Source organism: Streptomyces durmitorensis, from assembly GCF_023498005.1.
GTDB lineage: Bacteria > Actinomycetota > Actinomycetes > Streptomycetales > Streptomycetaceae > Streptomyces > Streptomyces durmitorensis.
Genome location: NZ_CP097289.1, coordinates 4,704,495 through 4,730,528 on the forward strand (window position 1 = coordinate 4,704,495; position 26,034 = coordinate 4,730,528).

At 70.2% G+C, this 26,034-nt stretch carries 21 protein-coding genes; 11 read left to right on the forward strand and 10 right to left on the reverse strand.

All coding sequences use genetic code 11. The features are described from left to right. Positions 1-35 precede the first annotated feature (35 nt). Positions 36-2,126 (reverse strand): PhoX family protein, encoded by a 2,091-nt coding sequence (locus tag M4V62_RS21095; protein WP_249588807.1) that lies wholly within the window; start codon positions 2,124-2,126, stop codon positions 36-38. A 275-nt stretch (positions 2,127-2,401) separates the two neighbouring features. On the opposite strand from M4V62_RS21095, the gene M4V62_RS21100 reads away from it, so the two are divergent. The 3 genes from M4V62_RS21100 (at position 2,402) to M4V62_RS21110 (ending at position 6,113) form a co-directional block, all read left to right on the forward strand. Continuing rightward, positions 2,402-4,024: a VWA domain-containing protein gene (locus M4V62_RS21100; RefSeq protein WP_249588808.1), complete on the forward strand. Its 1,623-nt coding sequence runs from the start codon at positions 2,402-2,404 to the stop codon at positions 4,022-4,024. Positions 4,025-4,104: 80 nt separating this feature from the next. After that, a complete protein-coding gene (metG, locus tag M4V62_RS21105) occupies positions 4,105-5,739 on the forward strand; it encodes a methionine--tRNA ligase (protein WP_249588809.1) in 1,635 nt (544 codons plus the stop codon). 188 nt (positions 5,740-5,927) lie between these two features. After that, positions 5,928-6,113, forward strand: a complete 186-nt coding sequence (locus tag M4V62_RS21110; RefSeq protein ID WP_249588810.1) for a hypothetical protein — start codon at positions 5,928-5,930, stop codon at positions 6,111-6,113. Between the two features lie 109 nt (positions 6,114-6,222). Here M4V62_RS21110 and M4V62_RS21115 read toward each other — a convergent pair whose 3' ends face one another. Continuing rightward, positions 6,223-6,837, reverse strand: a complete 615-nt coding sequence (locus tag M4V62_RS21115; RefSeq protein WP_249588811.1) for a TetR/AcrR family transcriptional regulator — start codon at positions 6,835-6,837, stop codon at positions 6,223-6,225. A 115-nt stretch (positions 6,838-6,952) separates the two neighbouring features. Here M4V62_RS21115 and M4V62_RS21120 point away from each other — a divergent pair, with 115 nt between their 5' ends. Next, positions 6,953-7,843 carry an NAD(P)-dependent oxidoreductase gene (locus M4V62_RS21120; protein ID WP_249588812.1) on the forward strand — a complete coding sequence of 297 codons (891 nt, stop codon included), beginning with the start codon at positions 6,953-6,955 and terminating at the stop codon, positions 7,841-7,843. Between the two features lie 30 nt (positions 7,844-7,873). Next, positions 7,874-8,707 (forward strand): ArsR/SmtB family transcription factor, encoded by an 834-nt coding sequence (locus tag M4V62_RS21125; protein ID WP_283779100.1) that lies wholly within the window; start codon positions 7,874-7,876, stop codon positions 8,705-8,707. Positions 8,708-8,781: 74 nt separating this feature from the next. On the opposite strand, the gene M4V62_RS21130 is transcribed toward M4V62_RS21125, so the two are convergent. Beyond that, positions 8,782-9,783: an ArsR family transcriptional regulator gene (locus M4V62_RS21130; protein WP_249588813.1), complete on the reverse strand. Its 1,002-nt coding sequence runs from the start codon at positions 9,781-9,783 to the stop codon at positions 8,782-8,784. 181 nt (positions 9,784-9,964) lie between these two features. Beyond that, on the reverse strand, positions 9,965-11,734 hold the full coding sequence (gene aspS / locus M4V62_RS21135) for an aspartate--tRNA ligase (RefSeq protein WP_249588814.1): 1,770 nt from the start codon (positions 11,732-11,734) through the stop codon (positions 9,965-9,967). Positions 11,735-11,898: 164 nt separating this feature from the next. Here aspS and M4V62_RS21140 point away from each other — a divergent pair, with 164 nt between their 5' ends. Then, positions 11,899-14,067 carry a SpoIIE family protein phosphatase gene (locus M4V62_RS21140; RefSeq protein WP_249588815.1) on the forward strand — a complete coding sequence of 723 codons (2,169 nt, stop codon included), beginning with the start codon at positions 11,899-11,901 and terminating at the stop codon, positions 14,065-14,067. Positions 14,068-14,123: 56 nt separating this feature from the next. Here the strand turns inward: M4V62_RS21140 and M4V62_RS21145 are convergent, their stop codons facing one another. The 3 genes from M4V62_RS21145 to M4V62_RS21155 form a co-directional block, all read right to left on the reverse strand. Further along, on the reverse strand, positions 14,124-15,179 hold the full coding sequence (locus tag M4V62_RS21145; protein ID WP_249588816.1) for an AI-2E family transporter: 1,056 nt from the start codon (positions 15,177-15,179) through the stop codon (positions 14,124-14,126). Between the two features lie 94 nt (positions 15,180-15,273). After that, the gene (locus M4V62_RS21150) at positions 15,274-16,230 is read right to left on the reverse strand and encodes a pirin family protein (RefSeq protein WP_249588817.1); all 957 of its coding nucleotides are present in this window, start codon (positions 16,228-16,230) and stop codon (positions 15,274-15,276) included. A 207-nt stretch (positions 16,231-16,437) separates the two neighbouring features. After that, positions 16,438-16,926 (reverse strand): SseB family protein, encoded by a 489-nt coding sequence (locus M4V62_RS21155; RefSeq protein WP_249588818.1) that lies wholly within the window; start codon positions 16,924-16,926, stop codon positions 16,438-16,440. Positions 16,927-17,070: 144 nt separating this feature from the next. Between M4V62_RS21155 and M4V62_RS21160 the strand changes: the two genes are divergently transcribed. The 4 genes from M4V62_RS21160 to M4V62_RS21175 all read left to right on the forward strand — a co-directional run bounded on the left by M4V62_RS21160 (position 17,071) and on the right by M4V62_RS21175 (position 22,069). Then, on the forward strand, positions 17,071-18,897 hold the full coding sequence (locus M4V62_RS21160; protein WP_249588819.1) for an acyl-CoA dehydrogenase: 1,827 nt from the start codon (positions 17,071-17,073) through the stop codon (positions 18,895-18,897). Positions 18,898-19,826: 929 nt separating this feature from the next. Beyond that, the gene (locus M4V62_RS21165; RefSeq protein WP_249588820.1) at positions 19,827-21,131 is read left to right on the forward strand and encodes a M18 family aminopeptidase; all 1,305 of its coding nucleotides are present in this window, start codon (positions 19,827-19,829) and stop codon (positions 21,129-21,131) included. Between the two features lie 101 nt (positions 21,132-21,232). After that, entirely contained in the window at positions 21,233-21,448 is a 216-nt protein-coding gene (locus M4V62_RS21170) for a DUF6458 family protein (RefSeq protein ID WP_249588821.1), read from the forward strand. A 123-nt stretch (positions 21,449-21,571) separates the two neighbouring features. Further along, complete coding sequence (locus M4V62_RS21175) at positions 21,572-22,069, forward strand: LURP-one-related/scramblase family protein (RefSeq protein ID WP_249588822.1); 498 nt, start codon at positions 21,572-21,574, stop codon at positions 22,067-22,069. On the opposite strand, the gene M4V62_RS21180 is transcribed toward M4V62_RS21175, so the two are convergent. After that, positions 22,066-22,884: a carbon-nitrogen family hydrolase gene (locus M4V62_RS21180; protein WP_249588823.1), complete on the reverse strand. Its 819-nt coding sequence runs from the start codon at positions 22,882-22,884 to the stop codon at positions 22,066-22,068. The genes M4V62_RS21175 and M4V62_RS21180 overlap by 4 nt on opposite strands. Positions 22,885-23,020: 136 nt before the next feature. On the opposite strand from M4V62_RS21180, the gene M4V62_RS21185 reads away from it, so the two are divergent. Then, entirely contained in the window at positions 23,021-23,845 is an 825-nt protein-coding gene (locus tag M4V62_RS21185; RefSeq protein WP_249588824.1) for a maleylpyruvate isomerase family mycothiol-dependent enzyme, read from the forward strand. A gap of 20 nt (positions 23,846-23,865) precedes the next feature. Here the strand turns inward: M4V62_RS21185 and M4V62_RS21190 are convergent, their stop codons facing one another. Together M4V62_RS21190 and M4V62_RS21195 are read right to left on the reverse strand one after the other, a co-directional pair. After that, complete coding sequence (locus M4V62_RS21190) at positions 23,866-25,173, reverse strand: MFS transporter (RefSeq protein WP_249588825.1); 1,308 nt, start codon at positions 25,171-25,173, stop codon at positions 23,866-23,868. Positions 25,174-25,312: 139 nt separating this feature from the next. Beyond that, the gene (locus M4V62_RS21195; protein WP_249588826.1) at positions 25,313-25,987 is read right to left on the reverse strand and encodes a GntR family transcriptional regulator; all 675 of its coding nucleotides are present in this window, start codon (positions 25,985-25,987) and stop codon (positions 25,313-25,315) included. Positions 25,988-26,034 lie beyond the last annotated feature (47 nt).

Sequence of the window (26,034 nt, forward strand, 5' to 3'; positions counted from 1 at the left end):
CGTACGACGGACGTGCTGTCCGCGATCCGCGATCCTCAGACGCCGATGTCGCAGCCGTCCTTGCGCCAGACCGACACGACCGACGGGCGGACGATCTTCCCGGGTCCGTCGGGCCACGCGCTCGCGGGCTTCTCGACGGACGCGCCGTCGACCTCGCCCGGGTGCTGCACGGAGACGATCACGCGGCGGTCCTGGACCAGCGGGCCGCAGGTCTCCGCGCCCTTCGGCATGGTAAGGAACTGCTTGAGCTCACCGCGCCGGTCGCCCTTGGTCGCGACACCGAACAGGCCGTCGTGCGAGCCGAGTTGGTTGCCGTCCGTCGAGATCCACAGGTTGCCGTGCGGGTCGAAGGCGACGTTGTCCGGGCAGGAGATCGGGCTGACCTTGTCCTTCGGGAAGCCCGCGAAGTACGTGGCCGGGTCCTCGGGGTCGCCCGCGACGAGGAAGAGCGACCAGGCGAAGGTGGTCGACTCCGGGCGGTTGCGTCGCTCGGTCAGCTCCAGGATCTGCCCGTGCTTGTTGAGGTTGCGCGGGTTGGCCTCGTCGGCACCGGCCTTGCCCGCCTTGCCGCGGTCGGAGTTGTTCGTGAGCGCGACGTAGACCTTGCCGGTGTACGGGGAGGGCTCGATGTCCTCGGGGCGGTCCATCTTCGTGGCGCCGACCTTGTCACCGGCCTGGCGCGTGAAGACGTACACCTCTTCGGCACTCATGCCGTCGACGTGCGAGACGGCGTGGCCCTTGGGGCCCGCGGTGGCGAGCGGGATCCAGACGCCGCTGCCGTCGAACTCGCCGTCCGCGGGCAGCTTGCCGGTGCCGTCGATCTCGGCTGCCGGGGAGTCGCCGGTCAGCTTGGCGACGTAGAGCGTGCCCTCGTCGAGCAGCGTGAGGTTGTGCTCGTGCGCGGCGCGGGACGTGCCCTTGGCGACGCGCTTGCTGCTGACGAACTTGTAGAAGTAGTCGAACTTCTCGTCGTCGCCCATGTAGACCACGGGGCGGCCGTCGTGCGTGAGGCGCGGCTGCGCGGCCTCGTGCTTGAAGCGGCCGAGCGCGGTGCGCTTGCGCGGGGTCGATTCGGGGTCGTACGGGTCGAGTTCGACGACCCAGCCGAAGCGATTGGCCTCGTTGGGCTCCTTGGCGAGGTCGAAGCGGTCGTCGAACCGCTCCCACTTGCGCTCGGACGCGGCGCCGATGACGCCGTAGCGCTTGAGGCGCGCGGCGGCGGTGGGCTCGGTGACCTTCTCCGCGTTGGCGAAGTACTGGTTGAAGTTCTCCTCGCCGTGCAGGGTCGTGCCCCACGGGGTGGTGCCGCCCGCGCAGTTGTTGAGGGTGCCGAGGACCTTGGTGCCGCGCGGGTCGGCCTTCGTACGGACGTACTCGCTGCCCGCGGCGGGTCCCGTGAGGCGGAACTCGCTGGTGGCGGTCAGGCGGCGGTTGAGCTGGTGGCGGCTGACGGCGCTCAGCTTGCCGCTCTTGCGCTCCTCCTCGACGACCACGACGGAGAGGCCGTGGGCGGCCCAGGCGATCTCGACCTGCTCGCGGGTGGGGTTCGCGGCGTCGTATCCCTTGAACATCAGGATCTCGTCGGTGTACTCGTGGTTGGCCACAAGGACCTGACGCCCGCGCTCGCGGTGCAGCGGCAGGAGGCTCAGGAAGTCGTTGTTGTACCCGAACTGACCCGCCTGCGCCTTTGCGGTCTGCTTGTCCGCGTCGAAGGCGGGGGCGCCGCGGAGGATGGGCTCGCCCCAGCGGATGACGACGTTCTGGGCGTAGCCGTCCGGGATGGTGACCGAGTCGGTGGTGTTGGGCACGACGGGCGTGAAGCGGAGACCGCGCGCCCCCTTTTTGCTCTTGTGCGACGACGGTTTAACGGGTGCTGCCGCCGCTTCCGGGGCGGCGGGACCTGCGACGACGGCGCTGCCCGCGGCGGTCGCCACGGTCACGACCGCGGCGGCGCGCATCATGGAGCGGCGGCTGAGCGCTCCGGCTATGACGTCGCCGACGTACTCGTTGTCGCTGGTGTTGGGCACCTCGTGGAAGCAGGCATCACCACAACGGAACCGGCAGGTCATGGCGGAACGGCCGCCGCTCCCCTGATGCGAGGTGATGATCGGCAGCAGCTTGCGCACGGTTCCTCCGTTGTGTGGACGTGTTCGTGACTCTGGGCGTGGCTTGATTCCGCCGGAACGCTAGGCGCGGAGGTCGGCAGGGCGACGGCCTGAGGGTGAACGGGAGGTGAACCGGGAGCGCACATAGGGCAGTTGGGGTGCGTGTGCGCGGTAAGGGTGATGGTGGAGGGGCGGTGGGGCGACCCTCACGAAGATCGCGTATCGCGGCGGCTAACCTTACGTGTCCGCCCTGGCCAGGGGTTATCGGGAATCAACTCACGCGAAGGGGTGCACCCATGGGCATTCTGAGTGTCCTGCGGAATGCGTTCGGACTGTCGTCACGCAAGGGGGAGCAGGCTCCGGAGCCTGAGGCAGTGACCCCGGAGGCTCCGGAGACTCCGGAGGCCCCGGAGCCCCAGGAGACGCCGGAGGCTGCCGCCTCCGCCTCCTCCGCCGCCTCTGCGACGGTTCCGGCGCCCTCGTCCGAGCGGGTGCCTCCGGCGGCTGAGCCGAAGGCGACGGTTCCGGCGCCGTCGTCCGAGCCTTCGCCTTCGGCGGTGGACGATCTCGTCGCCGCGGCGTTCGACCGGGACCGCGTGGCGGTGCCTTCGCCTTCGCCGGAACCGGAGCCGGAGCTGGCTCCTGAGCCGGAACTGGCTCCTGAGCCCGAGGCCGAGACCGTCGCCCCGGAGCCCGAGGCCGCGGCTGCAGCCCCGGAGCCGGAAGCGGAGACCGTGGCCCCGGAGCCGGAAGCTACGGCCGAAGCCGCTGAAACGTCCCCGTCAGTTGTGCCCACCCGTCCCGCCGAGCGGGACGATTGCCCACAACAAGATGCCCCCACAGAGCTGGCCCCGGCAGCGGTAGCCGAAGCCGCCACCCCCGCCCCTGAGGCCGAGGCCGAGTCCCCCGCCACCGAGCCGGAGGACGAGCCCGCCACCGCCGAGCCGGTCGACCAGCCCGCCACCGCTGCGACCACCCCCGAAACCGAGCCCGCAGACGAGTCGCCCACCGCTGCGGCCACCCCCGAAGCCGAGCCGGTCGGCGAGCCCGCCACCGCTGTGGCCTCCCCCGAAGCCGGACCGGCAGACGAGTCGCCCGCCGCTGTGGGCAATCGTCCCGCTGGGCGGGACGGGTGGGCACAGCCCTTGACGCCGGGTGCCGATGAAGCGGCGGAAGTACCCGTGACCTCGGCGGAGCCGGAGCCGGAGCCGGAGCCGCAGGGTGCCGATGACGCCGCGGAGGTGCCCGCGGAGACCGAAGCTTCGGGGGAAGAGGAGTCCGCCGCAGCCCTGGCGCAGCCAGCCCTCGCTGCCGCGTACAAGGCAGCCGCAGCCGCCCTGCGCAAGAGGGACCTCACCGGAGTCCGCGCCCCGGTCTACCTCGTACTCGACCGCTCCGGATCCATGCGCTCGTACTACAAGGACGGCTCCGCCCAGAGCCTGGGCGAGCAGGTCCTCGCCCTGGCCGCCCACACGGACCCCGAGGCAACCGTCCACGTCGTCTTCTTCTCCACCGACATCGACGGCACCGGCACCCTCACCCTCCCCGAGCACGAGAACCGCATCGACGAGCTGCACGCGGCAGCGGGCCGCATGGGCCGCACCAGCTACCACCGCGCGATCGAAGAGGTCGTGTCCCACTACGAGAAGTCGGAGCACAAGGGCAGCCCCGCCCTCGTCGTCTTCCAGACGGACGGCCCCCCGGACGCCAAGGGCCCGGCCAACCAGGCCCTCGCGGACGCGGCCAAGCACCCCCTCTTCTTCCAGTTCGTCGCATTCGGCGAGCACGAGGCGAAGGGCTTCGACTACCTCCGCAAGCTGAAGGCGGAGAACGCCGCCTTCTTCCACGCGGGCCCCACCCCCCGCGAGCTCACGGACGCGGAGCTGTACGAGGGTCTGCTCGCGGCCTGGCGCCCGTAACCCCAAGGGGTGGGCCCTTCGGGGTCCACCCCCTGGAATCGAGGTGAACCGCTCCCTCCGGGGCCGTTAGGATTTCGACCATGGCGGCCACTGGATCCGAGAAGCAGGGGACGAGCGAAGGCGCAAAGGCGTTCTACGTGTCGACCCCCATTTACTACGTCAACGACGCTCCTCACCTGGGCCACGCCTACACGACCGTTGCAGGGGACGTGCTCACGCGCTGGCACCGTCAGCGCGGCGAGAAGGTGTGGTACCTCACCGGCACGGACGAGCACGGTCAGAAGATCATGCGCACTGCCGAGGCGAACAACGTCACGCCCCAGGCGTGGTGCGACAAGCTCGTGGACGAGGCCTGGCGGCCTCTCTGGGAGCACCTGAACATCGCCAACGACGACTTCATCCGCACGACGGAGAAGCGCCACACGGACCGCGTCCAGGAGTTCGTCCAGGATCTCTACGAGAAGGGCGAGATCTACAAGGGCGGCTACGAAGGCCCGTACTGCGTGGGCTGCGAGGAGTACAAGCTCCCCGGCGACCTGATCGACGGCGAGGCCGGCGGCGAGTTCGCGGGGCAGAAGCTCTGCCCCATCCACAAGAAGCCGGTGGAGCTCCTCAAGGAGGAGAACTACTTCTTCAAGCTGAGTGAGTACGGCCCCAAGCTCCTGGAGCACTACGCCGCGAACCCGGACTTCATCCAGCCCGAGTCGGCGCGCAACGAAGTCGTGAACTTCGTCAAGCAGGGCCTTCAGGACCTGTCGATCTCCCGCTCGACGTTCGACTGGGGCGTCAAGGTCCCGTGGGACGACAAGCACGTGATCTACGTCTGGGTCGACGCCCTCCTCAACTACGCGACGGCCGTCGGCTACGGCGCGGACGAGGAAAAGTTCAAGACAACCTTCCCCGCCGACGTGCACCTGGTCGGCAAGGACATCCTCCGCTTCCACGCGGTCATCTGGCCCGCGATGCTGATGGCGCAGGGTCTGCCGCTGCCGGGCCGCATCGCGGCCAACGGCTGGCTGATGGTCGGCGGCGAGAAGATGTCGAAGTCGAACCTGACGGGCATCAAGCCGCAGGACCTCACCTCGCACTTCGGCGTGGACGCGTACCGCTGGTACTTCCTGCGCGCCATCGCGTTCGGCCAGGACGGCTCGTTCTCGTGGGAGGACTTCACCGCCCGCTACACGAGCGAACTCGCGAACGACTACGGAAACCTCGCCTCGCGCGTGGCGGCCATGGTCGGCAAGTACTTCGGCGGCGCGCTTCCCGAGGCGACGGCGGTCGGTGCAGCGGAGCAGGCGGTCCAGGAAGGTCTGGCCAAGGCGGTCGCCGCGGCCGACCTGAAGATCGGCGAGGAGCTGGACTTCCAGGCCGGGATCCTCGCGGTGTTCGCCTTCGTCAAGCAGGTCAACGGCTACATCACGGAGCAGGAGCCGTGGAAGGTGGCCAAGGACGAGTCCCCGGAGGGCCAGGCCCGCCTGGCGACGATCCTCTACACGGCGGCGGAGTCGCTGCGCGCGGTGGCCGTCCTGCTGAACTCGATCATGCCGGAGACCTCGCAGAAGCTGTGGGACTCGCTCGGCGCCGAGCCCTCACTGGGCGCGCTCGCCGAGCAGCGGGTTCAGGACGCGGGTACGTGGGGTCAGCTGCCGGTGGGTGCGACGGTGACGAAGGGCGCGGTGCTGTTCCCGCGCCTTGAGGAGACAAAGCAGTCGTAACCGGTCGGAATGTCCGTCCGATCGGTCGGACCGTCCGCCTCGAACTGCACTGAAGGGGCTCGCGATTGAACTCGCGAGCCCCTTCTTCTTGCCCAACTTGGCTGATTCATGCGGGTCAAATAGCGATACCGATCACATTCGACCAGAACTCACGCCGTCTTCACATCTTCGTACGTACGCTTCACTGTATGACCACGACTCCCGACACCCCCGACCGGCCGCGCTCAGCGGCCGAGGTGAACGAGGAGATACGCGCGCTCTGGCTGCGTACGGGCGGGTATCTCCGCCCCGAGCAACACCTGGAGTACGAGAAGCTCGTAGCGGAGTGGGCCGAGGCGACGGCCACGGCGGCGACGCACACGCCGGCCGTTTGAGCCGACCGCAACGCGATTCAACAACCGCGGCGCTTTCGTCCGCCGCGGCGTTCTCGTCCACCGCGACGCTCTCGTCCACCGCCACGTTCTCATCCCACGCGTGAGCCGCTCAGACCTCGTACGACCCCACGAGCCGCGCCAGCTGACGCCCCGCTGCCCGTAGCGGCTCCTCGCTGCGGTTGACCTGGGCGGTCACCTCGGCGCCCTCCAGGGCGCTGATCACGGTCGTCGCCACGTCCCGCGCGTCCGTCGCACCGAAGCCGGAGCCGAGCAGCTTCTCCTCGACCAGGCGCTCCCAACTCCCCAGCGCGGCCGCGCACACCCGCTGGATCTCCGATTCCGTGCCCAGCGTCTCCAGGGCGGCTGCGGTGACGGGGCAGCCGTCGATCCAGCCCGACTCCCGCAGCCCCACGGCCAGTTCCGCGGCGCATGCCTCGATCGCGGCGCCGGGGTCATCGGCGGTGGCAAGGCCCTCGCGCAGCACCTCGGCGAACTCCTCGCCGCTGTACGTGATCGCGGCCACCGCGACGGCCTCCTTCCCGCCGGGGAAGAAGTGGTAGACGGAGCCGAGCGTGGCCTCCGCGTCCTTCGCGATCTGCTTGATGCCGGTGCCTACGTACCCCTGGCGCTGGAGCAGCCGTGCGGCGGCGATGACGATGCGGTCGCGGGTGCCGACGGGGGCGGCGGGGACGGCGGGGACGGTGGCGGTGGGGGTCTGGGCCATGGCGCCACTCTACCTCCGCGACTAATTAGAGCGCTCGTTCCAGAGCCGTGCTACGTTTCCTCCACGCTCTAGATAGAGCGCTCGTTCTAGTCCGTTCCAGCCCAGGAGGATTCGCATGACCGCCACCCCTGTCACCCTCATCGGACTCGGCCCCATGGGCCACGCGATGGCCACGGTCCTGCTCGACAAGGGCCACCAGGTCACCCTCTGGAACCGCACCGCGTCCCGCGCGGACGACTTGGTGGAGCGCGGCGCGATCCTCGCCGCCACTCCCGAGGAGGCCGTCGCCGCCAACGAGTTGGTGATCCTGAGCCTCACGGACTACGACGCGATGTACGCGGTCCTCGAACCGGCGGCAGCGGCCCTTCCGGGCCGAGTGATCGTCAACCTCAGCTCGGACACCCCGGAGAAGGCCCGCAAGGCGGCGAAATGGGCCGCCGGGCACGGTGCCGCCCACCTCACGGGCGGCGTGCTCGCCCCGCCCCACGGCATCGGGAAGCCGGAGTTCTCCACCTTCTACAGCGGCCCGCGCGCGGCGTACGACAAGCACCGGGCGACGCTTGAGGTGCTGACGGGCGAGACCGACTACCGGGGCGAGGACGCGGGCCTCGCGGCGCTGATGTACCAGCTCAACATGGTCATCTTCTGGACGAGCGTCTCCAGCTACTGGTACGCGGTCGCCCTGGCCAAGGCCAACGGCCTGTCGGCGACGGACATCCTCCCGTACGCCTCACAGAACATGACCGGGATGCCGGAGTTCCTGTCCTTCTACGCGGCACGCATCGACGCGGGCAACCACGAGGGAGACGTGGACCGCCTGGCCATGGGCCTGGCCAGCATGGAGCACGTGGTGGACACCCACACCGACTCGGGCGTGGACGCCGCGCTGCCGTCGGCGGTGGCCGACCTGTTCCGGCGCGGGATGGAGGCGGGCCACGCGGCGGACAGCTTCTCCAGCATCGTGGAACTGCTGGGGAAGGAGGCACCCGGGATGCCCCTGCTTTGACATGCAGGCAAATACCTGCATGATGGAGGGGTGAGTACGAGCAAGAGCCCGGAACCCCCGGACCCCCGGGGCACCCCGGGCCCCACACCGAGTCCGGTCGACAAGGTCTTCAAGGCCCTGGCCGACCCCACACGGCGCTATCTCCTCGACCAGCTGCACGGCCACAACGGCCAGACGCTGGGGGAGCTGGCCGAGCGCGTCGCGATGACGCGCCAGTCGGCCACCCAGCATCTGGCCCTCCTGGAGGACGCGAACCTGGTCAGCACCGTGCGGAGAGGGCGCGAAAAGCTCCACTACCTGAATCCCGTGCCGCTGCACGAGATCCAGGAACGCTGGATCGACAAGTTCGAGCACCCACGACTTCGAGCGCTCAGCGCGCTGAGACAACAGGCGGAGGCCGCCATGACCACGAAGCCGACGTACGTCTACGTCACCTACATCGAGAGCACCCCGGAGAAGGTCTGGCACGCCCTCACCGACGCGGAGCTGACCGCGGCGTACTGGGGCCACGCCAACATCTCCGACTGGCAGCAGGGATCGCCCTGGGAGCACCGGCGCACGGACGGCTCGGGCATCGCGGACGTGGTGGGCGAGGTGGTCGAGAGCGCCCCGCCCACCCGCCTGGTGACGACGTGGGCGGACCCCCACACGGAGGCCGGATCCGCCGAACCCTCCCAGGTCACGTTCGACATCGAGCCGTACGGCGGGATCGTGCGCCTGACGGTGACCCACGAGAACCTCGCGGACGAGGCGGAGCGGGACGAGATGGCATCGGGCTGGGCCGCGGTCCTCTCCAACCTCAAGTCCCTCCTGGAGACGGGCTCCCCGCTGCCGGAGAAGCCGTGGCTGGTCCCGAGCGACTGATCCGGGACGCCCCTTGCGGCCCCGCACAGCAAGGGCCCCGGAACCGATACCGGTTCCGGGGGGCGTCGGCGGCGTCAGGCGGAACGCGCCAACTCCGGGCCACACCCGGCGAGTTCCCTGCCGAGCCGCGTGGCGGAATGCAGTACTTCGCCGCCCTGCCGCGCGCTGATGACGAGCCCCGCGTCCCGCAGCGCCGCCGCCTGCCTGCTCGCGCTCGCCACCGACACCCCGATGCGCAGGGCCAGTTCACTGGTCGAGCAGGGCGAGCAGGGGTCGAGCAGTGCGCGGATCGCCAGCGCGCGCGTCCGGCCGAGCACCGGGGTGAGGCCGTCCGCCCCGTCGGCCCCGTGCGGCGCCGTGCCCTCGCCGCTGACCGGATAGACGAGCACCGGCGGCAGTTCGGGGTCGATCAGCGTCACCGGCGTCGCGCAGAAGAAGGACGGGACCAGCGTGATGCCGCGCCCGCCGAGGCGCAGGTCCCGGTCGACCGGATAGTCGACGGTGAGCACCGGCCACTCCCACCGCACCGACGGCGACAGGACACCGAGCAGCTTCCCGACCCCGCCGTCCAGGACCCGCCGCCCGCACACCGCACGCTCCGCGACCACCGTCTCGTCCAGCTCGGGCAGGCAGGGGCGCAGCAGCTCCCGGTGGTAGACGGCGAGCGCCCGCACCAGCTCCCGGCGCCGCTGACGGTCGCCATCGGCCAACTGGCGTATCCATAAAGGACGTTCACGCGCGCGGAACACCGTCGCCAGGTCGTCGGCGAACATCCGGCGCCCGGCGCCGGCGATCAGCTCCAGGGCGTCGGCGAAGTCCAACTGGCCCGGCGGCGTGAGGAAGTCGGGGAAGTCGCCCCGCGGCGGCACGAGCGTCGTCAGCGGATGCAGCACCGCCCGCAGATCGCGCGTACGCAACCTTTCCCGCACGTGCCCGAGCCAGGGTCGGCAGCGGGCCGTGGAGCGTGGTGCCTGGAGCCGGTGGAGACTGATCGTCAGCTCCCACATGATGTCCGGGCGCGCGGCGACCGTCGTACGCGCCAAGTCCTGTGCCGTGAAGTGGATACGCAGCGCCATGCCGTCCCCCGACCATGGATACGCGAGTGTGAGTCGTGACCGTAAGCCGCGCCGATAAACGGCCGATGGACGCGAACCGGACACGGTGCCCGGATATCGGACACGGGCCGCACAGGGGGAGAACATGCGAAGGGCCCCCGGACCGACACGGTCCAGGGGCCCGGCAAACTGCTGCGTACGCCTACTTGTCGGACGCCACCGGCTTGCGCAACGAGATGTTCAGCTCGCGCAGCCGCGACTCCTCCAGCTCGGAGGGCGCGCCCATCATCAGGTCCTGCGCGTTGCCGTTCAGCGGGAACGAGATCGTCTCGCGGATGTTCGGCTCGTCCGCGAGGAGCATGACGATGCGGTCGACGCCGGGGGCGATGCCGCCGTGCGGCGGGGCGCCGAGGCGGAAGGCGCGGAGCATGCCCGCGAACTCCTGCTCGACCGTCTCGCGTGCGTAGCCCGCGATCTCGAAGGCCTTGAGCATGACGTCGGGCTCGTGGTTACGGATGGCGCCGGAGGACAGCTCGATGCCGTTGCAGACGATGTCGTACTGCCAGGCGAGGATGTCGAGCGGGTCCTTCTCCTCCAGGTCCTTCATGCCGCCCTGGGGCATCGAGAAGGGGTTGTGGGAGAAGTCGATCTTGCCGGTGTCCTCGTCCTTCTCGTACATCGGGAAGTCGACGATCCAGCAGAAGCGGAAGACGCCCTCTTCGAAGTGGCCCGCACGCTTGGCCGCCTCCACGCGGACGGCCGACATGATCTTGGAGACCTCTTCGAACTCGCCCGCGCCGAAGAAGACCGCGTGGCCCGCTTCGAGACCGAGGCGCTTGGTCAGCTCCTGGACGTTCGCCTCCGTCAGGAACTTCGCGATCGGGCCCGTCAGCGAGCCGTCCTCGGCCACGCGCACCCAGGCAAGGCCCTTCGCGCCCTGCTCGACCGCGTAGTCACCGAGGCCGTCGAAGAACTTGCGGGACTGCGAGGCCGTGTCCGGCACCGGCAGGGCGCGCACGTGCCTGCCCGCGAACGCCTTGAACTCGGAGTCGGCGAAGATGTCCGTGATGTCGGCCAGTTCGAGCTTCGCGCGCAGGTCCGGCTTGTCGTTGCCGTACTTCAGCATCGACTCGCGGAACGGGATGCGCGGGAACGGGGACGTAACCTCGCGGCCGCCTCCGAACTCCGTGAAGATCTCCGTCATCAGCTTCTCGATGGGCTGGAAGACGTCTTCCTGCTCCACGAAGCTCATCTCGACGTCGAGCTGGTAGAACTCGCCCGGCGAGCGGTCCGCGCGCGCGTCCTCGTCGCGGAAGCACGGCGCGATCTGGAAGTAGCGGTCGAAGCCCGAGATCATGAGCAGCTGCTTGAACTGCTGCGGGGCCTGCGGCAGGGCGTAGAACTTGCCCGGGTTCAGGCGGGAGGGCACGACGAAGTCGCGAGCGCCCTCGGGGGACGTCGCGGCCAGGATCGGCGTCGCCATCTCGTTGAAGCCGAGGGCCACCATCTTCGAGCGGATCGAGGCGATGACGGACGAGCGCAGCATGATGTTGCGGTGCATGCGCTCGCGGCGCAGGTCCAGGAAGCGGTACTCAAGGCGCCGCTCTTCGTTCACGCCGTCGTCCGCGTTGACCGTGAAGGGCAGCGGGGCCGCGGTGCCGAGCACCTCGACCTCGGCGGCCTCGATCTCGATCTCGCCGGTGGGCAGCTCCGGGTTCACGTTCTCCGCGCCGCGCGAGACGGCCTTGCCGTCGACCCGGACGACCGTCTCCTTGGAGAGCTTGTCCAGGACCTCGGCGGCCTTGGTGCCGGGGCGGGCCACCAGCTGCGTGATTCCGTAGTGGTCGCGCAGATCGATGAAGAGGATGCCACCCAGGTCTCGGCGATTGTGCAGCCAGCCGCTCAGCCGGACGTCGGAGCCGACGTCAGAGGCGCGGAGCTCGCCGCAGGTGTGGGACCTGTACCGATGCATCTTCGTTCATCCAGTCTTCGCGAATAGGGGAGAGAGCAGACAGTCCCCAAGGCTACCGTCCGGGCGGAGATCGCTTTCCGGATTACTGCGCGGATCACCCCCGGGGCGCCTCCGGCCACCCCCGGCGGTGGCGACTTGTCCATCGATCTTCCTAAAGTGGGTCAATGCGCACCGACGATCCCCTGCAACAGGCGGGGGACGAACCCCTGCCTCCCGTGCGGGACGTCCTCGCCGCCATCGCGACCGGCCTGTGGCGCTGGGACAACGCGGCCGGCACCGTCACGCTCGACGCCGAGGCGGCCCGGCTCCTCGGGCTTCCCCCGAAGGCCCAGACGCTCACCGAGGCGGGCGTGCGCTCCCGCTTCCACCCCGTCGACTGGAACGAGATCGACGGCATCGTCCAGCTCGCCGTCGCCGAGGGCACCCTGGCCGAGGCCCGGCTGCGGATCATGGACGAGCAGGGGCGCCGCGTCCTGCGCATCGTGCGCAGCCGCTCCAAGCCGATCGTCGACGAGGCCACGCACTCGTACGAGCTCATCGGCACCCTCCAGGAGGTCAGCGAGCCCCCGCCGGGCGCCGCCGCCCGCAGCCCGGTCACCGGCGACTGGCGGCGCTCCCGCGAGGCGTTCCTGCTGGATGCCGGGCGCGCGCTCGCCGAGGCGCGGTCGACGGAGGAGGTGCTCCGGGTCGCGAGCGGGCTCTCCATGCCGGGGTTCTCGCCGGACGGGCTCGGTGTCTTCGGGGTCGAGGGCGACCGGCTGAAGGTCATCGGGCATCACGGGCACCAGCCGGGGGACGACCTGCCCTTCTCGGCGATGACCCTGGACACGGACTATCCGGCCGCCGAGGTGGTCCGCACGGGCCGCGCGGTCTATCTCTCCTCGCCCGAGGAGTACCACCGCCGCTACCCCGCCACCTGGCCGCTGGCCCGGCCCTTCGAGCGGCAGTCGTGGGCGTTCCTGCCGCTGACCGTCGCGGGCCGCACGATGGGCGCCTGGCTGGCCGCCTTCGCCTACCCCGTCTCGTTCACGCCGGACGAGCGCTCCGTCCTGACGACGGTGGCCAGGATGCTGGCCCAGGCCCTGTCGCGGGCCGGGGTCGCCGAGTCGGAGCGGGAGCTGACGGAGGGCCTTCAGCGCTCGATGCTGCCGCTGCTCGGGCCGCGCATCCCGGGGATGAGCGTGGCCGCGCGGTATGTGCCGACCGGCGGCGGGCTCCAGGTGGGCGGCGACTGGTACGACATGATCCCGCTGCCCAACGGCCGCATCGCCTTCGTCATCGGCGACGTCCAGGGGCATGACGTGCGCGCGGCCGGGCTCATGGGGCAGCTGCGGATCGCCCTGCGCGCGTACGCGTCCGAGGGCCACCGCCCGGACGCCGTGCTCTCCCGGGCCACCCGCTTCCTCTCGGGGATCACGGACGGCATCGCGATCGGTTCGGACGGCGACGCCGGCGGCGACCCGTCCTCCGACCCGCGCTTCGCGACCTGCCTCTACGTGGAGGCTGACCCGGCCACCGGCGTCCTGGAGATCGCCCGCGCGGGCCACCCGGAGCCCGCGATACGGATGAGCGACGGAACGGTCCTGCTGCGCCCCACGGCGGGCGGCCTGCCGCTCGGCATCGACCCGGACGCGGACTACCCCACGACCCGCCTCGTCCTGGAGTCCGGCGAGACGATGCTGGTCTGCACCGACGGCCTCATCGAGACCGGCGGCCACGACCTGGACAGCGGCTGGAAGCGGATCCGCACGATCCTGGAGGAGCACGGGGGCGACGGGGAGGACGACGGCCTGGAGGAGCTCGCCGACGCCCTCGTACAGGCCGTGCACGGTCCCTCCTCGCACCACACCACGGGATCCCTCGTGGACCGCCGCGAGGACGACATAGCGGTCCTGCTCCTGCGCAGGGCCGCCCACCCCGCCCACCGCACGCCCGCACGGCGCACCGTCCTGACGGTCGCGCAGGCCGAGCCGGAGCGGATCGCGGGGGCGCGGCGCCATGTGCGGGAGCTGCTGCACGACTGGGCGGACGCCGACCAAGTCGACTCGGCGGTCCTGATGGTCTCCGAGATGATCACGAACGTACTGGTGCACACGGACGGCGACGCGCTGCTCGTCGCCGAGGTCATCGGGGAGCCGGGCTCGCGCCGGCTGCGGGCCGAGGTCTCGGACGGCAGCGACGACCTGCCGCACAAGCGCCACCCCGGTGAACTGGCGTCGTCCGGGCGCGGGTTGGTCCTGATGGAGCTGCTCGCCGACGAGTGGGGGGTGGATCCCAGGGGCGAGGGCAAGAGCATCTGGTTCGAGCTGTACGAGGGTGCCGCGGGCGAGTGACTCCGGCGCCCCGAAGCCTTGGGAACCGTCGATCACCGGCTCCGCCGAGTTCGTCCTCAAACGCCGGACGGGCTGGATTCCCCAGCCCCATATCTCTCTCGCAACTCAGAGATCACCCCGAACGCCGCCGCCGTCACCGGCACCGCGAGGAGCATCCCCAGGATCCCCGCCACGGAGGCCCCCGCGGTGATCGCCAGCATGACGACCGCCGGGTGCATCTGCACGGTCCGCGACTGGATCACCGGCTGGAGCACGTGCCCCTCCAGGACCTGCACGGCGAGGACCACACCGAGCGCCCACAGCGCGATGATCACCCCGCGGTCCGCGAGCGCGACCAGGACGGCGACGGCGCCGGAGATGAACGCGCCCAGATACGGGATGTAGGCGCCGATGAAGACGAGCGCGCCGAGCCCCCACGCCCCCGGCACCCGCAGGATCAGAAGCCCGACGGTGATGCAGATGGCGTCGATCAGCGCGATGAACGTGGTGCCGCGCATGAAGCCCTCGACGGCCTGGAAGGCGCGCCGGCCCATCGCCTCGACGATGTCGGCGGTGCCGCGCGGGGCGAGCGAGCGCATGGAGCCCATGGCGCGGTCGGAGTCGCGCAGGAAGAAGAAGACGAGCAGCAGCGCGAGGACGGCCATGGCGATCATCTCGCCGACGACGCTGAGCCCGCTGATCACTCCGGACGCGGCGGATCCGCCGAACTTGCCGAGCAGGTCCTTGGCGTTGGACGCCATGTCGTCCAGGGACGTCCCCGCGGCGCCGAAGTGCTCGGAGAGGTCGGTGGCGGCCTGCTTCAGGGAGGCGATGATCTGGTCGCCGGTGTCGATCAGGGCCTTGACCACGATGTACATCGCGCCGCCGACGACCGCGACGACGGCCGCGCAGGTGAGCCCCGCGGCCAGTGACCGCTGCACCTTCATCTTCAGGAGCCACCGGTAGACGGGCCCGAGCAGCGCCGTGCCGAGCAGGGCGAGCAGCACCGGTGTGACGGCCGTCTTGAAGATGACGACGAGCCAGATCGCCACGGCGGCCACGCCGGTGACGAGCAGGAGGACGGCGCACCAGGCGGCGGTACGCCGTGCGGGCTCGGGCAGGAGGGTGCTCACCCTCCTACCCGAGCATGGGCCGCGTGGGCCCGCACCTTATGTACGGCTACATGCCGTGCGCGATGTACGGCTACATGCCGTGCGCGATGTACGGCTACATGCCGTGCACGGCAGGGACCGTGCCGAGCAGACCCTTCTGGAAGTCCTCGAAGGCCTGCTGCAGCTCGGCCTGACTGTTCATCACGAACGGGCCGTAGTGCGCCATCGGCTCACGGATCGGCTGCCCGCCGAGCAGCACGACCTCCAGGTCGGGGGTGTTCCCGTCCTGCTTCTCGTCCGCGCGGACGGTCAGCGAGGAGCCCGAGCCGAAGACCGCCGTCTGGCCCATGTGCACCGGGCGGCGCTCGCCGCCGACCGTGCCGCGCCCTGCGAGCACGTACGCGAGGCCGTTGAAGTCCTCGCGCCAGGGCAGCGTGACCTCGGCACCGGGGCGCACGGTCGCGTGGATCATCGTGATCGGCGTGTGCGTGATGCCGGGTCCTTCGTGCCCGTCGAGCTCACCGGCGATGACGCGCAGGAGCGCGCCGCCGTCGGGGGTGGTCAGGAGCTGCACCTGGCCGCCGCGGATGTCCTGGTAGCGGGGGTCCATCATCTTGTCCCGCGCGGGCAGGTTCACCCACAGCTGGAGGCCGTGGAAGAGGCCGCCGGACTGGACGAGGGACTCCGGGGGCGCCTCGATGTGCAGGAGGCCGCTGCCCGCGGTCATCCACTGGGTGTCGCCGTTCTGGATGGTGCCGCCGCCACCGTTCGAGTCCTGGTGCACGAACGTGCCGTCGATCAGGTACGTGACCGTCTCGAAGCCGCGGTGCGGGTGCCAGGGGGTGCCCTTGGGCTCCCCGGCTCCGTACTCCACCTCGCCCATCTGGTCCATCATGATGAACGGGTCGAGGTACTTGTAGTTGATCCCCGCGAACGCCCGGCGCACCGGGAAGCCCTCGCCCTCGAAACCGCTCGGCGCGGTCGTGACGGCGAGCACGGGGCGGGCCACGGCGTCGGCGGACGCGGCCACACGGGGCAGGGTCAGCGGGTTCTCCACGGTCACAGCGGGCATGTCGGTGCCTCCTTCTCGTACGCTCAGTTTAGTTGAACGTAGAACTTCTTGCCACCGGGAACGGCGAGAGCCCGGAGGAAATTCCTCCGGGCTCAGGAAGGCGCCCCAAAGGGGCGCGGGGAACTGCGCGACCAGCCACGACGGCCCCGCACACGAAGACGACCAGGGGGCGAGGCCGGAGGCCGAGCAGCGGAGACCGCTCAGGGCTCAGCCGTACATCCGACGCATCGCGAAGTCGACCATCTGCTCGACGGCCTTGGCGTCGAAGACCATGCGGTGCTCGCCCTCCATGTCGAGCACGAAGCCGTACCCGGTGGGGAGGAGGTCGATGACCTCGGCGCCCGTGATCACGAAGTACTTGGACTCCTTGCCCGCGTACCGGCGCAGCTCCTTGAGGGAGGTGAACATCGGGATGACCGGCTGCTGGGTGTTGTGCAGGGCGAGGAAGCCGGGGTTGTCGCCGCGCGGGCAGTAGACCTTCGAGGTGGCGAAGGCCTGCTGGAAGTCCTCGGCGGACATCGAGCCCGTGGTGAAGGCGCGCACCGCGTCCGCGAGGGACGGGGGCGACGGCTCGGGGTAGAGCGGAGGCTGCTGGGCGTACCCCTGCGCGCCGCCTTGCATCTGCTGCGGCGGCGGCTGCGCCCCGGGCGGGGCGTACTGCTGCTGGGCGCCTGGGCTCTGGTCGTAGCCGTACATGACCGCAAGAGTACTGAGCCCGCACGAGGACTGAGTCACAGATGCCCTATTAGGGGTTGCTTCTTATTACTGGCGGGTAGCATCATCGTAGCTACTTACTGGTACAGATCCTGTTGATCCCTTTCTGCTTACGGAGCCGTCGCCATGGGGCACTACAAGTCGAATCTCCGCGACATCGAGTTCAACCTCTTCGAGGTGCTCGGCCGCGACAAGCTGTACGGCACCGGCCCGTTCGCGGAGATGGACGTCGACACCGCCAAGACCATCCTCGACGAGCTGCGCCGCCTCGCCGAGAACGAGCTGGCCGAGTCCTTCGAGGACGCCGACCGCAACCCGCCGGTCTTCGACCCCGAGACCAACACCGCGCCGGTCCCGGCGTCCTTCAAGAAGAGCTACCAGGCCTTCATGGACTCCGAGTACTGGCGCCTGGGCCTGCCCGAGGGCATCGGCGGCACGACCGCCCCCCGCTCCCTGATCTGGGGTTACGCGGAGCTGCTCCTGGGCGCCAACCCGGCCGTGTGGATGTACTCCTCCGGTCCGGCGTTCGCGGGCATCCTGCACGACGAGGGCAACGAGGCGCAGAAGAAGATCGCCGCGATCGCCGTCGAGAAGCAGTGGGGCTCGACGATGGTCCTGACCGAGCCGGACGCCGGTTCGGACGTCGGCGCGGGCCGCACCAAGGCGATCAAGCAGGAGGACGGCTCCTGGCACATCGAGGGCGTGAAGCGCTTCATCACGTCCGGTGAGCACGACATGTCGGAGAACATCCTCCACTACGTCCTCGCCCGCCCCGAGGGCCACGGCCCCGGCACGAAGGGCCTGTCGCTCTTCCTGGTCCCGAAGTACGAGTTCGACTGGGAGACCGGCGAGCTGGGCGCGCGCAACGGCGTGTACGCCACGAACGTCGAGCACAAGATGGGCCTCAAGGCGTCCAACACGTGCGAGATGACGTTCGGCGACCAGCACCCCGCCAAGGGCTGGCTGATCGGCGACAAGCACGACGGCATCCGCCAGATGTTCATGATCATCGAGTTCGCCCGCATGATGGTCGGCACGAAGGCCATCGCGACGCTCTCGACGGGTTACCTCAACGCCCTGGAGTACGCCAAGGAGCGCGTGCAGGGCCCGGACCTCGCCCAGTTCATGGACAAGACGGCGCCCAAGGTCACGATCACGCACCACCCGGACGTACGCCGCTCGCTGATGACGCAGAAGGCGTACGCGGAGGGCATGCGCGCCCTGGTCCTGCACACCGCGGCGGTCCAGGACGACATCCAGATCAAGGAGGCGGAGGGCGAGGACGCGTCGGCGCTCATCGCCCTGAACGACCTCCTGCTCCCCATCGTCAAGGGCTACGGCTCGGAGAAGTCGTACGAGCAGCTGGCGCAGTCGCTCCAGACGTTCGGCGGCTCGGGGTACCTCCAGGAGTACCCGATCGAGCAGTACATCCGTGACGCCAAGATCGACACCCTCTACGAGGGCACGACGGCCATCCAGGGCCAGGACTACTTCTTCCGGAAGATCGTCCGCAACCAGGGCGCCGCGCTGAACGGCCTCGCCGAGGAGATCAAGAAGTTCCTCGCGGTCGGCACGGGCGGCGAGAGCCTGGCCGGGGCCCGCGAGGAGCTGGCCAAGGCCGCGGTCGAGCTGGAGGCCATCGTCGGCGTCATGCTGACGGACCTCGCGGCGACCGAGCAGGACGTGAAGTCCATCTACAAGGTGGGCCTCAATACGACCCGCCTCCTGATGGTCTCCGGCGACGTGGTCGTCGGCTACCTCCTGCTGCGGGGCGCGGCGGTCGCCGCCGAGAAGCTGGAGACGGCCTCGGCCAAGGATGTCGCCTTCTACAAGGGCAAGATCGCGGCGGCCAAGTTCTTCGCGGCGAATGTCCTGCCGGGCGTCGGATACGAGCGGAAGCTCGCCGAGGGCGTGGAGCTGGACCTCATGGAGCTGGACGAGGCGGCGTTCTAGCCTCCGCGACTTTTCAGGTGGCCCGCTCCCTTCGGGGGGCGGGCCGCAGCGTTTCTGTCCCGCCCACCGCCTCGGGTGGGTATGGATGTGCTGCGGGGCGTTCTTCGTCTGCGGCGCCGTCCCCGCCTGCCCCGTCCCGCCGCTGCGTTTCTCTTGCTGAGGGCGGTGCTTCTTCGTCCGCGGCACCGTCCTGGCTTGCCCCGCCGCTGCGTCTCTCTTGCTGAGGGCGGTGCTTCTTCGTCCGCGGCACCGTCCTGGCTTGCCCCGCCGCTCCGTTTCTCTTGCTGAGGGCGGTGCTTCTTCGTCCGCGGCACCGTCCTGGCTTGCCCCGCCGCTCCGTTTCTCTTGCTGAGGGCGGTGCTTCTTCGTCCGCGGCACCGTCCTGGCTTGCCCCGCCGCTCCGTTTCTCTTGCTGAGGGCGGTGCTTCTTCGTCCGCGGCACCGTCCTGGCTTGCCCCGCCGCTGCGCGCCGGGTCTTTCCCGCCCACCCACCCGATCACCCCGCAGCATGTCCTGTCCCGCCGCTCCGCGGCGGATGTCTCCCTCCCGCCCACCCGATGCCCCGCAGCACATCCGCACCCGCTCGACGCTGCGGGGTAAACGGGTGGGTGGGAGGGGAAGACCCGCCGCGAAGCGGCGGCGCAGGCCGGGACCGGCGGCGCAGGCGAAGGACGGTCAGGGGACGCTGCGGGGTGAACGGGTGGGCGGGAGGGGGAGAGCCGGGCGCGCAGCGGCGGCGCAGGCGAAGGGGGACAGGGCGCGCAGCGGCGGCGCAGGCGAAGGGGGACAGGGCGCCCCGCAGAGGCCCCGGCGGCCAGGAGAGGGCGGGCCGCGGCGGTACAGCCAGGCCGGATGCGGGCAGATCCGGTACAGAACCTCCCGGAAAAGGGCACCCTCGCCCCGAGGAACCGCTAGCTAGGCTGGAAGCCATGAGCACACCTGCCCGCTTCGACCGCGGCCACTCCGACGACCTCATGACCTTCCTGGCGGCAAGCCCCTCCCCGTACCACGCAGTGGCGACCGCCGCGGAGCGGCTGGAGAAGGCCGGTTTCCGGCAGGTCGAGGAGACCGACGCCTGGGACGGGTCGACCGGCGGCAAGTATGTGCAGCGCGGCGGCGCGATCGTCGCCTGGTACGTCCCCGAAGGTGCCTCCGCGCACACCCCGTACCGCATCGTCGGCGCCCACACCGACTCCCCCAACCTCCGCGTCAAGCCGAAGCCGGACGCCGGCGCGCACGGCTGGCGGCAGGTCGCGGTCGAGATCTACGGCGGCCCCCTGCTCAACTCCTGGCTCGACCGCGACCTCGGCCTCGCGGGCCGGCTCTCGCTGCGGGACGGCTCCACGCGCCTGGTGAACATCGACCGGGCGCTCCTGCGCGTCCCGCAGCTGGCGATCCACATGGACCGCGGCGTGATCGCAGACGGCCTCAAGCTCGACAAGCAGAAGCACATGCAGCCCATCTGGGGGCTCGGCGACGACGTGCACGAGGGCGACCTCATCACCTTCCTGGAGGAGGAGTCGGGGCTCACCCCCGGCGACGTCACCGGCTGGGACCTGATGACGCACCCCATCGAGGCGCCCTCCTACCTCGGCCGCGACCGCGACCTCATCGCGGGCCCCCGCATGGACAACCTCCTCTCCGTGCACGCCTGTACGGCGGCGCTCGCCGCCGTCGCCACGGCGGACGGCGCCGACTCCCTCCCGTACATCCCCGTGCTCGCCGCCTTCGACCACGAGGAGAACGGCTCGCAGTCCGACACGGGCGCGGACGGCCCGCTGCTCGGCAGCGTCCTTGAGCGGTCCGTCTTCGCGCGCGGCGGCACGTACGAGGACAGGGCCCGCGCCTTCGCCGGCACCGTCTGCCTCTCCTCCGACACCGGCCACGCCGTGCACCCCAACTACGCGGAGCGGCACGACCCGACGCACCACCCGCGCGCCAACGGCGGCCCGATCCTCAAGGTCAACGTCAACAACCGGTACGCCACGGACGGCGCCGGACGTGCCGTGTTCGCCGCCGCGTGCGAGAAGGCCGGCGTGCCTTTCCAGAGCTTCGTCTCGAACAACGCGATGCCCTGCGGCACGACGATCGGGCCGATCACCGCGGCACGGCACGGCATCAAGACCGTCGACATCGGCGTCGCGATCCTCTCGATGCACAGCGTGCGCGAGCTGTGCGGGGCGGACGATCCGCACCTGCTGGCCAACGCGCTGGTGGCGTTCCTGGAAGGCTGAGGGATCGGGACCGACGGCTGAACGTCAATCTCCGCTTCTCCGTGTGGCCGTGGCGGGTCCGGGTACCCGGGTGCCAGCCACGACATAGGGAGGCGGTCCACATGGGCCTGGGCGGATGCATCATCCTCATCGCCGTCGGCGCCATACTGGCGTTCGCCACCGACTGGGAGATGGACGGCATCAATCTCACCGTCACCGGCCTGATCATGATGGCCGTGGGCGTGATCGGTGTCGCCGTGTTCACCAACGCACGCCGCAAGACGGTCGTGCCGCCGGGCGCCACGGTGATCAGGACGGAAGACGACCACCACCACTGACTCCACCAAGGCCACCGGCTCCGCCGGGCCCGGCAGCCACCCCACCCCGGCTGCCGGGCCCGTCACGGTGAACTCCCCCGGCTTGCCCTGCTGTCATGCGCGCCACGGGGTAGTCATGGCCCCATGAAACTTCTCGTACGCGACCGGCTGCTCGGCATCGGCGACGACTACTGGATCGAGGACGACCAAGGCCAGAAGGTCTTCCTCGTCGACGGCAAGGCGATGCGCCTACGCGAGACCTTCGAGCTCAAGGACATGCAGGGCCGCGTCCTCATCGACATCCGCGCCAAGATGCTGGCGCTGCGCGACACGATGCTGATCGAGCGGGAGGGCGAACCGCTGGCCACGGTCAAGCGCAAACGCCTCTCGCTCCTGCGCAACCACTACCGCGTGGAGCTGGTCGACGGCACCGAACTCGACGTGAGCGGCAAGATCCTGGACCGCGAGTTCGCCATCGAGTACGACGGCGAACTCCTGGCCGACATCTCGCGGCGCTGGTTCCGGGTCCGCGAGACGTACGGCCTCCACGTCACCAGGGACGACGCCGACGCGGCCCTGCTCCTGGCCGTCGCGGTCTGCGTGATCCGCCTGGCGGAGAAGGAACGGGGCGACGACGACTAATGGCCGGGGACAGCCGGCCGAGGGGCGGCGACTCCCAGCAACCGGTCCTTCAACGCGGGGAACTGCTCCCGCGTAGCCGCCACCCGGGAAGGGTCGAGGTCGACGGTGAGGATCTCCTCGCCGTCCCCCGCCTCGGCGAGCACCTCGCCCCAGGGGTCGACGACAACGCTGTGCCCGGCCTGGGGAACCCCGGCATGCGTACCGCCGGTGCCACAGGCGAGGACGTACACCTGGTCCTCGACCGCCCGCGCCCGGGCGAACAGCGTCCAGTGCTCCCGCCGCCGCGCGGGCCACCCCGCGGGAACGACGAACATCTCCGCGCCCGCGTCGACAAGCCCCCGGAACAGCTCGGGAAAGCGGAGGTCGTAGCACGTGGCGAGCCCGATCGCCGCCGAAGGCGTCCGCACCGTCACCAGCTCGCTGCCCGCCCCCATCAGGACGGCCTCGCCCTTGTCGAAGCCGAACCGGTGGATCTTCCGGTACGAGGCGGCGAGTTCGCCGTCGGGCGAGAAGACGAGCGAGGTGTTGTAGAGGTCGCCGGAAGCGTCCCGCTCCGGAATCGACCCCGCGTGCAGCCAGACGCCCGCGTCACTCGCGGCCTTGGCCATCGCCTCGTACGTAGGCCCCTCCAGCGGCTCCGCCTCGCTCGCGAACGACTCGTACGCGAAAGCGCCCGTGGTCCACAGTTCGGGAAGAACGACGAGATCCGGCCGCTCCCGCTCGGCCACCTCACGTACCAGTGAAGAGACCCGCGAGCGGCGGGAATTGACCGATTCGCCCTCGTCTACGGCGATCTGGATGAGGGAGGCGCGCACACTACCACCGTCCTGGCATTCGAGCCGTCAATGCAGGCCTACGATCGTCACACGAAAGCACTGCCGGGGTGCCTGCGGGCAGCGTAACTTAGCGTCCCAGACACCCACCGCCCGCGTACGACCGTCGAGGGGTCCCGTGAGTCTCCATCCCAGCCTGCAAACCTACGCCGACGCCTGGACCCAATCCGTATCAGCCATATCCGAGCTGGTGTCACCGCTCGCCGAGGGAGAGTGGAACTGGGCCACCCCCTGCCCCGGCTGGTCGGTGCGGGATGTCGTCTCCCATGTCATAGGCCTGGACTGCGAGATGCTGGGCGACCCGCGCCCCATCCACACCCTGCCCCGCGATCTGTACCACGTACAGACCGAGGGCCAGCGGTACATGGAGGTACAGGTCGACGTCCGGCGCCATCACACCGCGCCCGAGATGACCTCCGAGCTGGAGTACACGATCATCCGCCGCTCGCGGCAGCTGCGGAACGAGTCGCGCGACCCCTCCCACAAGATCCGCGGCCCGCTCGGCACCGAGCAGACCCTCGAACTGGCCACGCGGATGCGCGCGTTCGACGTCTGGGTGCACGAGCAGGATCTGCGGACGACGCTGAGGAAGCCCGGCAACCTGGACTCCCAGGGCGCGCTCGTGGCGCGCGATCTCCTCCTGCACGGCCTGCCCAAGGTGGTCGCCAAGAAGGCCGCCGCGCCGGCGAATTCGGCGGTCGTCCTCGATGTGAGCGGCCCCGTCGAGTTCCTGCGCACGGTCCGCGTCGACGCCGACGGCCACGCCACGGTCGACAGCGCCCCCTCGCTCGGCCCGCTCGCGACGCTGAGCCTGGACTGGGAGACGTACTTCCGCCTGGCGTGCGGCCGCATCACGTACGCGTCCGTGGCCGACCGGATCAAGGTCGAGGGCGATCACGGCCTGGGCGAGGCGATCCTGCGGGAGTTCGCGGTCACGCCGTAGCCCTCGGGGCGCGTGGGGCCTCAGACGGGTACGTGCACGGCCTCCACGCGGCTGGCGACGAGCCGCTCCCTCTCCCGGCGCACCGCGCGCGTCCGCAGCCGCAGGATCTGGCTGAGGCCGATCGCTTCGAGGACGAAGACGGCGGAGAAGGCGATGCGGTAGTTGTCGCCGGTCGCGTCCAGGAGGACGCCGATGGCGAGCAGGGTCGTCATGGAGGCGACGAAGCCGCCCATGTTCACGATGCCGGAGGCGGTGCCCTGCCGCTCCGGCGGGTTGGCGGGCCGCGCGAAGTCGAAGCCGATCATGGACGCGGGCCCGCAGGAGCCGAGTACGACGCAGAGCGCGACGAGGAGCCCCATCGGGGCGTGGTCGCCGGGGTAGTGGATGGTGACCGCCCACATCGTGGCCGTCGCGGCGACGGTGCCGATGGCCAGGGGCGTGCGGGCCGCGTGGTGCCGGGCGACGATCTGGCCGTAGATCAGGCCCACCACCATGTTGGACAGCACGACGAGGGTGAGCAGCGCCCCGGCGGTCGCGCGCGAGAGCCCCTGCGCCTCGACGAGGAACGGCAGGCCCCACAGGAGCAGGAAGACCATCGCGGGGAACTGCGTGGTGAAGTGCACCCACAGGCCGAGCCGGGTGCCGGGCTCGCGCCAGCTGAGGGCGATCTGCTTGCGCACGAAGGCACCGCCGGTGTGCCGCACGGGCGCCGGCTCGTGGCCCTCGGGGTGGTCCTTGAGGAACAGCGTCATCAGTACGAGGACGACGACGCCGCAGAGCGCGCTGCCGGCGAAGGCCGCGGTCCAGCCGACGGAGTGCAGGAGCCGGGCGAGGACGAGGGTGGAGACGAGGTTGCCCGCCATGCCGACCAGACCGGCGAGCTGGGCGACCATCGGGCCGCGCCGGGCCGGGAACCAGCGGGTGCCGAGGCGCAGCACGCTGATGAAGGTCAGCGCGTCACCGCAGCCGAGCAGCGCGCGGGACGCGAGCGCCATCCCGTACGAGGGCGAGAACGCGAAGCCGAGCTGTCCGAGCGTGAAGAGCACGACTCCGATGGTCAGCACGCGCTTGGTGCCGAGCCGGTCGACCATCAGGCCGACGGGTATCTGCATGCCCGCGTAGACGAGGAGTTGGAGGATCGAGAAGGTGGAGAGCGCGGACGCGTTGACGTGGAAGCGGTCTGCGGCGTCGAGTCCGGCGACGCCGAGCGAGGTCCGGAAGATGACGGCGACGAAGTAGACGGCGACGCCGATGCCCCAGACGAGCACGGCCTTCCTGCCGCCGGGAGGATCACCGGGCAGGGAGACGGGCGCGGAGGCGGAGCTCATCGGGACCACCTCCGGGCGCGCCACGTGCTCCTACGGCGCGGGTTTGCTGCGGAGATACGGGTGGGCGGGCGGGAAACACGCCGCGAAGCGGCAGAAGAAAACCCACCGACGGCGGACGGCAGCCCGTCAAAGAGCACCCTCACCGAACCTCACCCCGAGCAAGATCCCGAAACCACCCGACGTGCCGGGTGACCACACCCACCGCCGCGTCCGCGTCCCCGGCCCGCAAAGCCCCAAGAATCTCCTCGTGCTCGGCGAGCGTCTTGGCGATCCGGTCGGGATGCGAGTGCATCACCGCGACCCCCATCCGCAACTGCCGGTCCCGAAGCTGGTCGTACAGCCGGGCCAGGATCTCGTTCCCCCCGCTGCGCACGATCTCCGCGTGGAAACAGCGGTCGGTGACGGCCGCTTCCGCGAGGTCCCCCGCGGCGGCCTGCTCCCGCTGCCGGGCCAGCAGCTCTTCGAGGCGGGCGATCAGCCCCGGCGGCGCGGGCACCGCCTTGCGCACCGAGTGCGTCTCCACCAGGAGCCGCGTCTCGACGACGTCGGCGATCTCCTGCACGGACACCGGCAGGACCAGCGCCCCCTTCTTCGGATAGAGGCGCAGGAGCCCCTCCACCTCCAGCTTCAGGAGGGCCTCGCGCACCGGAGTGCGGGACACCCCGACGGCCTCGGCGAGCTCGCCCTCGGTGAGCAGCGTGCCGCCCTCGTACCGGCGGTCGAGCACGCCCTGCTTGACGTGCGCGTACACGCGCTCCGCGGCGGGTGGTTGCTTCAGGGCCCCAGCGGGGGGCGAGGCGGGTGCGACAGGCATGCGCACAGCATAGATACAACACGTACCCATGAGGACGTCCAGTCCAC

Excerpts from the sequence above, each read along its gene's own strand:
- M4V62_RS21100 (WP_249588808.1), top strand. The coding sequence starts at position 2,402 with ATGGGCATTCTGAGTGTCCTGCGGAATGCGTTCGGACTGTCGTCACGC.
- metG (WP_249588809.1), top strand. The coding sequence starts at position 4,105 with ATGGCGGCCACTGGATCCGAGAAGCAGGGGACGAGCGAAGGCGCAAAG.
- M4V62_RS21110 (WP_249588810.1), top strand. The coding sequence starts at position 5,928 with ATGACCACGACTCCCGACACCCCCGACCGGCCGCGCTCAGCGGCCGAG.
- M4V62_RS21115 (WP_249588811.1), bottom strand. The coding sequence starts at position 6,837 with ATGGCCCAGACCCCCACCGCCACCGTCCCCGCCGTCCCCGCCGCCCCC.
- M4V62_RS21120 (WP_249588812.1), top strand. The coding sequence starts at position 6,953 with ATGACCGCCACCCCTGTCACCCTCATCGGACTCGGCCCCATGGGCCAC.
- M4V62_RS21130 (WP_249588813.1), bottom strand. The coding sequence starts at position 9,783 with ATGGCGCTGCGTATCCACTTCACGGCACAGGACTTGGCGCGTACGACG.
- aspS (WP_249588814.1), bottom strand. The coding sequence starts at position 11,734 with ATGCATCGGTACAGGTCCCACACCTGCGGCGAGCTCCGCGCCTCTGAC.
- M4V62_RS21140 (WP_249588815.1), top strand. The coding sequence starts at position 11,899 with ATGCGCACCGACGATCCCCTGCAACAGGCGGGGGACGAACCCCTGCCT.
- M4V62_RS21150 (WP_249588817.1), bottom strand. The coding sequence starts at position 16,230 with ATGCCCGCTGTGACCGTGGAGAACCCGCTGACCCTGCCCCGTGTGGCC.
- M4V62_RS21155 (WP_249588818.1), bottom strand. The coding sequence starts at position 16,926 with ATGTACGGCTACGACCAGAGCCCAGGCGCCCAGCAGCAGTACGCCCCG.
- M4V62_RS21160 (WP_249588819.1), top strand. The coding sequence starts at position 17,071 with ATGGGGCACTACAAGTCGAATCTCCGCGACATCGAGTTCAACCTCTTC.
- M4V62_RS21165 (WP_249588820.1), top strand. The coding sequence starts at position 19,827 with ATGAGCACACCTGCCCGCTTCGACCGCGGCCACTCCGACGACCTCATG.
- M4V62_RS21170 (WP_249588821.1), top strand. The coding sequence starts at position 21,233 with ATGGGCCTGGGCGGATGCATCATCCTCATCGCCGTCGGCGCCATACTG.
- M4V62_RS21175 (WP_249588822.1), top strand. The coding sequence starts at position 21,572 with ATGAAACTTCTCGTACGCGACCGGCTGCTCGGCATCGGCGACGACTAC.
- M4V62_RS21190 (WP_249588825.1), bottom strand. The coding sequence starts at position 25,173 with ATGAGCTCCGCCTCCGCGCCCGTCTCCCTGCCCGGTGATCCTCCCGGC.
- M4V62_RS21195 (WP_249588826.1), bottom strand. The coding sequence starts at position 25,987 with ATGCCTGTCGCACCCGCCTCGCCCCCCGCTGGGGCCCTGAAGCAACCA.